The sequence below is a fragment of the Ramlibacter sp. 2FC genome (genome assembly GCF_005503345.1).
GTDB lineage: Bacteria > Pseudomonadota > Gammaproteobacteria > Burkholderiales > Burkholderiaceae_C > SCMQ01.
In genome coordinates this window covers 73,623-82,275 of sequence record NZ_SCMM01000018.1, presented here as the reverse complement: position 1 = coordinate 82,275, position 8,653 = coordinate 73,623, and the positions used below count along the sequence as shown (strand labels likewise).

12 protein-coding genes are annotated in these 8,653 nt (G+C 67.4%); 8 read left to right on the top strand and 4 right to left on the bottom strand.

The annotated features are described in order from the left end of the window. From FFS10_RS10175 to smpB, 3 genes are all read right to left on the bottom strand, one after another. On the bottom strand, positions 1-500 hold a 500-nt coding region (locus FFS10_RS10175), incomplete at its 3' end, for an RNA polymerase sigma factor (protein WP_137894189.1). A gap of 21 nt (positions 501-521) precedes the next feature. Then, positions 522-899, bottom strand: coding sequence for a COG4315 family predicted lipoprotein (locus FFS10_RS10170; RefSeq protein ID WP_137894187.1), 378 nt, complete (start codon positions 897-899; stop codon positions 522-524). A 95-nt stretch (positions 900-994) separates the two neighbouring features. Further along, positions 995-1,477 (bottom strand): SsrA-binding protein SmpB, encoded by a 483-nt coding sequence (smpB, locus tag FFS10_RS10165; protein ID WP_137894185.1) that lies wholly within the window; start codon positions 1,475-1,477, stop codon positions 995-997. 71 nt (positions 1,478-1,548) lie between these two features. On the opposite strand from smpB, the gene FFS10_RS10160 reads away from it, so the two are divergent. Together FFS10_RS10160 and FFS10_RS10155 are read left to right on the top strand one after the other, a co-directional pair. Next, a complete protein-coding gene (locus FFS10_RS10160) occupies positions 1,549-1,989 on the top strand; it encodes a type II toxin-antitoxin system RatA family toxin (protein ID WP_137894182.1) in 441 nt (146 codons plus the stop codon). Further along, positions 1,989-2,324 carry an RnfH family protein gene (locus FFS10_RS10155; RefSeq protein WP_137894180.1) on the top strand — a complete coding sequence of 112 codons (336 nt, stop codon included), beginning with the start codon at positions 1,989-1,991 and terminating at the stop codon, positions 2,322-2,324. The genes FFS10_RS10160 and FFS10_RS10155 overlap by 1 nt, the downstream gene beginning before the upstream one ends. Here FFS10_RS10155 and FFS10_RS10150 read toward each other — a convergent pair. Continuing rightward, positions 2,318-3,067 (bottom strand): aspartate/glutamate racemase family protein, encoded by a 750-nt coding sequence (locus FFS10_RS10150; protein WP_137894178.1) that lies wholly within the window; start codon positions 3,065-3,067, stop codon positions 2,318-2,320. The two genes, FFS10_RS10155 and FFS10_RS10150, sit on opposite strands and share 7 nt — an antisense overlap. 240 nt (positions 3,068-3,307) lie before the next feature. On the opposite strand from FFS10_RS10150, the gene FFS10_RS10145 reads away from it, so the two are divergent. The 6 genes from FFS10_RS10145 to FFS10_RS10120 all read left to right on the top strand — a co-directional run bounded on the left by FFS10_RS10145 (position 3,308) and on the right by FFS10_RS10120 (position 8,653). Then, positions 3,308-4,501, top strand: coding sequence for an ABC transporter substrate-binding protein (locus FFS10_RS10145; protein WP_137894176.1), 1,194 nt, complete (start codon positions 3,308-3,310; stop codon positions 4,499-4,501). Between the two features lie 61 nt (positions 4,502-4,562). Beyond that, positions 4,563-5,438 carry a branched-chain amino acid ABC transporter permease gene (locus FFS10_RS10140; RefSeq protein ID WP_137894174.1) on the top strand — a complete coding sequence of 292 codons (876 nt, stop codon included), beginning with the start codon at positions 4,563-4,565 and terminating at the stop codon, positions 5,436-5,438. Between the two features lie 15 nt (positions 5,439-5,453). Then, the gene (locus FFS10_RS10135; RefSeq protein ID WP_249931241.1) at positions 5,454-6,431 is read left to right on the top strand and encodes a branched-chain amino acid ABC transporter permease; all 978 of its coding nucleotides are present in this window, start codon (positions 5,454-5,456) and stop codon (positions 6,429-6,431) included. Further along, positions 6,428-7,216, top strand: coding sequence for an ABC transporter ATP-binding protein (locus tag FFS10_RS10130; RefSeq protein ID WP_137894170.1), 789 nt, complete (start codon positions 6,428-6,430; stop codon positions 7,214-7,216). Before FFS10_RS10135 ends, FFS10_RS10130 begins: the two co-directional genes overlap by 4 nt. After that, positions 7,213-7,947 carry an ABC transporter ATP-binding protein gene (locus FFS10_RS10125; protein WP_137894168.1) on the top strand — a complete coding sequence of 245 codons (735 nt, stop codon included), beginning with the start codon at positions 7,213-7,215 and terminating at the stop codon, positions 7,945-7,947. Before FFS10_RS10130 ends, FFS10_RS10125 begins: the two co-directional genes overlap by 4 nt. After that, complete coding sequence (locus tag FFS10_RS10120; protein WP_137894166.1) at positions 7,919-8,653, top strand: GntR family transcriptional regulator; 735 nt, start codon at positions 7,919-7,921, stop codon at positions 8,651-8,653. The genes FFS10_RS10125 and FFS10_RS10120 overlap by 29 nt, the downstream gene beginning before the upstream one ends.

Below are 8,653 nucleotides of genomic sequence, written 5' to 3'. Positions count from 1 at the left end.
GTGGTGCCGGGGGCGGGCATGGGCGTGTGGGCGGCGCCGTCCAGCAGCACCTGCAGCCGGCTGCGCGCGCGCGACAGGCGGGACATCACGGTGCCGACCGGCACGCCGCAGATGCGGGCGACCTCGGCGTAGGACAGGTCCTCGAGCGTGACCATGAGCAGCACCGCGCGCTGCTCGGGCGGCAGGCGCATCAGGCAGCGCTGCAGGTCCAGGGTCAGGTCCAGCGGCATTTCTGGCGCCACGGGCTCGGGCACATCGGCTGTCGCCGCGTCCGCGGCGTGGCGCATCTGGTGGCGCCACTGGCTGATGAACAGGTTGTGCATCAGCGTGAACAGCCAGGCCCTCAGGTCGCTGCCCACGCGCCACAGGCGCCACTTGCTGCAGGCGCGCTCCAGCGTGTCCTGCACCAGGTCGTCGGCCGCCCAGGCGTCGCCGGTCAGCGCGCGGGCGTAACGCCGCAGACCGGGGATCTGGTCGATCAGCTCGTGCTGGGTGGCCATGGGGCGTGGGGCTCTGGGAGCTCAGGGCCGCGCCAGGCGCCAGAGGTTGCTGAAGCCGTCGCCGGTACGGTCGCCGGGCTTGGCGTCCTTGCTCCAGTAGTACAGGGGCTTGCCCTTGGCAGCCCATTGCTTCTTGCCGTCGTCGCGCGTGACCACGCTGTAGTCGCCCATGGGCTTGGCGTCCTCGGCCGCCATCAGCGGCGGCCAGTTGGTGGCGCAGGGGCCGTTGCAGGCGGACTTGCCGCTGCCCTGGGCGTCGCGGTCGAAGGTGTAGAGCGTCATGCCGTTGGGGCCGACCAGCACGCCGTCGGCGAGCTTGGCGGGGGCTGGCGTGGACATGGAGGCGCAGGCGCCCAGCAGGAGGGCGGTGCTCAGGACGGCGATGGCGGCGAGTTTCATGGAGGTCTCCGGACGGTGGGTGGATGGAACGCAGAGCCTGTCTGCAACCCCATGAACGCCACCCGCCGCGACTTTATTCCATGCCCGCAGAGAAATCAGCGCTGGCGCGACTTCATGGCGCGCTCGACCTCGCGCTTGCCCTCGCGGTCCTTGATGGTGTCGCGCTTGTCGTGCTCGGCCTTGCCCTTGGCCAGGGCGATCTCGCATTTGACGCGGCCGTTCTTCCAGTGCAGGTTGATCGGCACCAGGGTGTAGCCCTTTTGCTCGACCTTGCCGACCAGGCGCCGGATATCGTCCTTCTTCAGCAGCAGCTTGCGCGTGCGCGCCGCCTCCGGGTTGACATGGGTCGAGGCGGTCCTGAGCGGGTTGATCAGGCAGCCGATCACGAACAGCTCGCCTTCGCGTATCACCACGTAGCCGTCGGTCAGCTGCACCTTGCCCTCGCGCAGGGCCTTGACCTCCCAGCCCTGCAGCACCATGCCGGCCTCGTGCCGCTCCTCGAAGAAATAATTGAAGGCGGCCTTCTTGTTCTCGGCGATGACGGGGTTCTTGACGGAGGAGGCTGGTTTTTTGGCCATGAAAGGGTTTGGGCGACGGCGGCGGTCGAAGAGGAGGACAAACTTACAATCCGCGTCGAACCTGCCATTCTATGAAAAACGTCCTCAAGTCCGTCCTGATCTGGTACAGCCCCGAAGAAATGTTTGCCCTGGTGACCGATGTGGCGCGTTACCCCGAGTTCCTGCCCTGGTGCGACCATGGCCTGGTGCTGGAGCAGGACGAGGGTGGCATGGTGGCCGAGGTCGGCATCAGCTTCAGCGGCATCCGCCAGGTCTTCACCACGCGCAACGACCATGTGGCTGGCCGGCAGGTGCGCATGAGGCTGGTCAGGGGGCCGTTCTCCCGGCTGGAGGGCGGCTGGAGCTTCTCGCCGCTGGGCGACGAGGGGCAGCGCGCCTGTCGGGTCGAGTTGCGCCTGGACTACGGCTTCACCAACAAGGCGTTGGGCACGGTGGTCGGGCCGGTGTTCGACAAGATCGCGGCCAACCTGGTGGACGCCTTCGTCAAGCGCGCCGAGCAGGTCTACGGCTGATGCGTATCTGCGTCACGGTCGCATACTCGCCCGGGCCGCGCGAGGTCTGCGAGCTGGCCCTGGACCTGCCCGAGGGCAGCACGGTGGAACAGGCGCTGCAGGCCAGCGGGCTGCTGCAGCGCTTTCCCGAACTCGATCCGGCGCAGCAGGGTGTGGGCGTGTGGGGGCGCAAGGCGGGCCTGGGGCAGGTACTGCGCGACCAGGACCGCGTGGAAATCTATCGCCTGCTCAAGGTCGATCCCAAGCTGGCCAGGCGCGAGCGCTTCCAGAAACAGGGCGCCCGCGCCACGGGCCTGTTTGCCAAGCGCCGCCCCGGCGCCAAGCCAGGCTATTGAGCCGGCGGGGCCTCTGGCGCCATGCCGGCGAGCAAGCCGCCGTAGGCCTTGGGCAGGGGAGGGGCGTAATCGCCGAGCTTGCTCGTGCCCAGGCCCGCCCGCACCAGGGCCTCGGCCATCGCCGTGGCGGCCGCCACGCCGTCGATGACGGGCACGCCGAGCGCCTGGGTGAGGCGCTGGCACAGGTCGGCCATGCCGGCGCAGCCCAGCACGATGGCGCCGCAGCGGTCCTCGCGCAGCGCACGCTGGCATTCGTCCAGAATTTTTGTATACGAATCGCTGGCGGGGTTTTCCAGCTCTAGCACCGGAATCTCGCAGGCGCGCACCTTGCGGCAATGCGACTGCATGCCGTACTTGACGACCAGGTGCTCGGCAATCACCACCGTGCGTTCCAACGTGGTCACGACCGAGAAGCCGGTGGCGAGGAAGCTGGCGGCGCGCATCGCGGCCTCGGCAATGCCGAGCACGGGCCCGCGCGCGATCTCCCGGGCCGCGTCGAGGCCGGGGTCGCCGAAACAGGCGATCACGTAGGCGTCCACGCCCTCGCGCTCGCCTTTCCTGATCTCGTCCATCAGACCCATGCAGGCCATGACCTCGTCGTAATGCCCCTCGATCGAGGCCGGGCCGTGGGCCGGGCTCACAGCCTCGATCTGTACCCCGGGGCCGGCCACGGCCTGCGCCGCCTGGCCGATGGTGTGGGTCATGCTCCAGGTGGTGTTGGGATTGATGACCTTGATGCGCATGAGAGGTTCTCCGTGAGGCTGAGCAGGTTCACCGGGATGGGGCGCCGAGCCCCGACATGGGGAAATCCCGCAGGATTGCATGCACTATATTGGTTATATTGTATTCAATCAGCATGATGTTTAGTGTTCCATATGGCAATTTCTTTGCCGGAACTCCTGGCCTGTTAATTGCATACGATTTTTGCTCACCCTTCAACCCGGGCTGCCATGCCCTCTGTTCCAACCGAGAAAGGACAAGCGATGAACAAGCGACTCTCCCTGCGCCTCGGCCTGCTGGCCGCGGCGGCGCCCCTGGCGCTGGCCCTGCTTCCTGCGCATGCGCAGGAGGTGCTGAAGATAGGCGTCAACGGCGTGATGTCGGGCGAGGCGGCATCCTGGGGCCTGGTCAACAAGTACTGCGCCGAGACCACGGCCGACATGTACAACGCCAAGGGCGGGGTCGAGATCGGCGGCAAGAAGTACAAGCTCCAGATCGTCGCGCTGGACGACAAGAACGACCCCAAGATCTCGGTCACCAACGCCGAGAAGCTGACCAGCGAAGGCATCAAGTACATCATCGGCCCCAACATCGACACCACGGCCCTGGCGGTCAAGCCGGTGATGGAGCGCGCCAAGGCCATGAACTTCCCCTACGCCTTTGCCAAGGAGCTGTACAAGGCGCCGGCCAGCGCCTCGGTGCTGGGCATGGTGGCGAGCTACCAGGTCGGCCCCATCATGTACGACTACCTCAAGACCAAGAAGGGGGTCAAGTCCGTCGCCTTCCTGGCGCGCAACGAGTCCGACGCCAAGAACCAGCAGAGCGAGGGCGTGGAAGCCGCCAAGAAGCTGGGGCTGAACGTGGTCGCGGCCAGCGAGAGCTATGAGCCCGGCACCAAGGACTTCATGCCGGTGATGACCAAGATCATCAAGACCAAGCCCGACGCGATCGTGCTGTCAGGGGTCGCGCCTGCCGACGCGCCGCTGCTCAACAAGGCGGCGCGCGACCTCGGCTTCAAGGGCTCGATCTCCACCGAGACCGCGCAGGACTCGAAGATCCTGGCCCAGGTCGCAGGCCCCAAGGCCAACGGCTTCATGAGCGTGGGCGGGGCCTCGACGCCCGAGATCCAGTCCGACTACATGAAGGCCTTCGTCGAGGCCTACAAGAAGCGCGTGGGCGAGTGGAACGACGAGGCCGGCACCAAGGTCTACGCGCTCGAGCTGATCCTGGCCGTGCTCAAGAAGAACCCCAAGGCCCTGGGCGACGTCGAGGTCTTCAAGAAGGAGATGGCCAGCTTCTCCATGACCAACCCCTTCGTCAAAGACGGAAAGACCAAGCTCGAGTTCACCGGCAACGCCGACTTCGGCCGCCGCAGCCAGGTCGGCGTGCCGCTGGTGGTCAACGAGTTCCAGGACAAGGACTTCAAGACCCTGTTCGTCGGCACGATCAAGAACTGAGGGCGGGCCGGGGCCAGCGCGTGCTGATCCCGGCCAGGCCTCGCCTTGCCAAGGAGTTTCCATGCTGCAGGTGCTGATCAACGGTGCCGTCCTGGGCGCCGTCTACGCCCTCATCGCCCTGGGTCTGACCATGGTGTTCAGCATCATGCGCGTGGTCAACTTCGCCCACGGCCAGATGTACATGCTGGGCGGCTTCGTCGTCTACTACCTCTATGGCCAGTACGAATGGCCGTTCTACCTGGCGCTGCCCGCGGCCGCCCTGGTGCTGGCCGCCATCGGCGTGGCCTTCAACCGCTTTTTCTTCCAGCCCGTTCTGGCCAGCGCGACGCGCGAGGAGAACTCCATGCTGATGGCGGTGGGCACGGCGCTGCTGCTCGAGAACCTCGCGCTCACACTGTTCGGCGAGAAGCAGCGCGGCGTGCCCTCGGTGGTCGACGGCGCCTTCATCTTCGGCGAGGTGGCCGAGGGCGGTGCCATCCTCACCCATCCCAACGCCTTTGTCGCGCTGCTGTCGGCCGTGGCCATCTGCGGCCTGCTGGCCTTCGTGCAGTACACCCGGCCCGGCCGGGCCCTGCGCGCGGTGGCGCAGGACCGCGAGGCCGCGCGCCTGCAGGGCGTGAACGTCAAGGCCACGACCACCCTGGGCTTTGCGATCGGCGCCGGCCTGGCCGGCCTGGCCGGCGGCCTGCTTGTCACGATCTACGGCGTCAACGCCGGGGTCGGCACCAACATCTCGACCAAGGCCTTCATCATGATCATGGTCGGCGGCGCGGGTGTGACCAAGGGCGCCATCGTCGGCGGCCTGATGCTGGGCTTCGCCGAGGCCATCGGCTACGACCTGCTGCCCGGCAGCGTGACCTACCTGATGATCTTCGTCGCGATGATCGTCTTCCTGATCTTCAAGCCGAACGGCCTGTTCGGCAAGCCCTGGGGCTGAGCCATGAACCCGCTGATGAAAAGAGACCTGTACGTGGCCGCCGCGCTGCTGGCCGTCATGCTGGTGCTGCCGATCTTCATCGGGCACTCGCGCTACATGCTGTCGGTGCTGATGAACTGCGCCGGGCTGTCGCTGGTGGCCTTCGGCGTCTGGCTGACCTTTACCATCGGCCGCATCAACATCTGCCAGGCCGGCTTCGCGCTGATCGGCGGCTACACCACGGCCATCCTGCTGTCGCGCTACGGCTTCAGCTTCTGGGTCGCGCTGCCGCTGTCGGCTCTGGTGTCGGCGGTCGTGGGGGCGCTGATCGGCAGCTTCATCCTCAAGCTGCGCGGCATCTATTTCTCTATGCTGACGATCTCGCTGACCGAGGCGATCCGCCTGGCCTTCCTCAACGGCGGCGACTTCACCCAGGGCTCGCGCGGTATCACGGGCCTGCCCCAGCCGTTTGCCGGCGATTCGCCGCTGCCCATGTACTACCTGGCGCTCGCGCTGCTGGCCCTGGGCCTGCTGGTGACCTGGCGCGTGCACTACTCGCGCCTGGGCCGCATCTTCCGCGCCATGCGCCTGAACGAGGACCTGGCCGAGAGCTTCGGCACCAACGTCTGGCGCTACCGCGTGGTGGCCTTCGCGATCGCCTGCGCCCTGGGCGGGCTGGGCGGCAGCTATTTCGTGGTGTTCACGCAAAGCATCTACCCGCAGAGCTTCACCGTGGAGCACAGCATCTACTACATGCTTTACTGCTTCCTGGGCGGGCTGGAGTTCGTCAGCGGGGCCATGGTCGGCGCCTTCGTGCTGACCATCTTGTTCGAGTTGCTGAGCCAGTTCCAGCAGTACCAGACCCTGGTCTACGGCGTGCTCATGATCAGCGTGATCCTGCTGCTGCCCAATGGCCTGATGGCCCTGCGCGCCGGCCGCGAGGGCGGCGCCACGCCGCGGCGCCCGGGTGGGGCCGTCCCGTCCACCGCCGCATCCACAGGGAGTTCGTCGTGAGCAGCGCCATCCTGGAAGCACGCCAGATCAGCAAGCGCTTCGGCGGCCTGGTCGCCAACGAGGACGTGAGCCTGGTTCTGGCCGGCGAGCCGGGCCAGGTGGTCTCGGTGATCGGGCCTAACGGCGCCGGCAAGAGCACCTTCTTCAAGATGCTGTCGGGTTTCCTGCGCCCCAGCAGCGGCCAGGTCCTGCTGCACGGCCAGGACATCACGGGCATGCCGCCGCACCGCATCGCGCGGCTGGGCCTGGTGCGCACCTTCCAGGAGACGACCATCTTTCCGGACCTTACGGCCATGGAGCATGTCTCCCTGGCGCACCAGCTGCACCGCGAGGCCGGCGACCTAGCGGTGGTGCTGGGCCTGCCGCGGGCGCGCGAGGACGAAGCTCGCCTGGCCACCAGCGCGGCCGACATCCTCGAGCTCATGGAGCTGTCGGCCGTGGCCGACGTGGCGGCGCGCCACCTGCCCCAGGGGCTGCTGCGCCTGCTGGGCATCGCCATGGGGCTGGCGGCGCGGCCCCAGGTGCTGCTGCTCGACGAGCCCTACGCGGGCCTCAACCCGGAGGAGACCAACCGGGCCGTCGCGATCACGCGCAAGATCGCGGCCTCGGGTGTGTCCATCCTGCTGGTCGAGCATGACATGAAGGCGGTGATGGCGATCTCCGACCGCATCCATGTCCTCTACTTCGGCAAGAAGATTGCCGAGGGCACGCCCGAGGAGATCCGCAACAACCCCCAAGTCATCGAAGCCTATCTGGGCCAGGAAGACAAGGAGCTCGGACTGTGAACGAGACCCCGCATTTGGAATTGCAGGACGTGTCGCTGCGCTACGGCGAGATCCGCGCGCTCGAGCAGGTGTCGCTGCGCGTGGGCCGGGGCCAGATCGTGGCCCTGATCGGGGCCAACGGCGCGGGCAAGTCCTCGGCCCTGCGCGCGATCACGGGCCTGCGCCAGGTCGCCGAGGGTGAAGTCCGGCTCGAGGGCCGGCCCACCAACAGCGCGGAGCGGCTCGAGCCCGCGCACGAGCTGGTCGGGCAGGGCGTGGCCATGGTGCCCGAGGGGCGCCATGTGTTTCCCTACATGAGCATCAAGGACAACCTGCTGATGGGGGCCTACACGCGTCGCGACAAGGCGGGCATCGCCGAGGACCTGGAGCGCGTCTGCGAGCGCTTTCCCAGGCTCAAGGAGCGCTTTCAGCAGCAGGGCTCCAGCCTGTCGGGCGGCGAGCAGCAGATGGTGGCCATCGGCCGCGCGCTGATGGCGCGTCCCAGGCTGCTGCTGCTCGACGAGCCCTCACTGGGCATCGCGCCCCAGGTGATCCGCCTGATCGGGCGCAGCCTGCTCGAGATCAACCGCAACGACGGCATCACCGTGGTCCTGGTCGAGCAGAACAGCCGCATGGCCCTGGCCCTGTCGTCCTACGCCTATGTGCTCGAGAACGGCCGCGTCGCGCTGCAGGGGCCGTCGCGCGAGTTGATGGACAACGAGCATGTCAAGCGGCTCTACCTCGGCGGCTAAACTCGGCGCCGTGACGACCCAATATTCCACCCAGGACATCTACCAGCGGGTGTACGCCGCCATCAGCGAGCGCAAGCTGCTGCCCGGCACCAAGCTCAGCGAGGAGCGCCTGGCCGCGGCTTTCCACGTCAGCCGTACGCGCATCCGCGAAGTGCTGTTCCGGCTCAGCCAGGAACTCATCGTCGAGCTGCACCCCAACCGCGGCGCCTTCATCACCAGCCCTACGCGCGAGGACATGCAGCAGGTGTTCCAGGTCCGTCGAGCCCTGGAGCGCGGCATCGTGACCGACCTGTGCGAGAGTGTCTCGGCCGAGGCCATCCAGGCGCTGCAGCGCCACCTGGAGCTGGAGGCCCAGGCGCGCGAGCGCGGCGACCGGGCTGCCCTGGCCCAGCTGACCGGCGAGTTTCACCTTCGCCTGGCCGAGGCCACCGGCAACCGCCTGTTCGCCGACAACCTGCGCCGCCTGGTCGCGCTGACCGGGCTCATCATCACCCAGTACGGGGCCGCCGACAGCTCGGCCTGCGCGGGACACGAGCACACCGGCATCGTACGCGCGATCCAAGAGGGCAGAGCGGAAGACGCGGCGCAACAGATGCAGGCCCACCTGCGGCATGTGGAGGACAGCATCAAGACGCCGCACGAGCCGGGCGGCGAGATCGATTTCGCCCAGATCTTCGGGCTCAAGGGCCCGGCGCCCAGGGGCTGA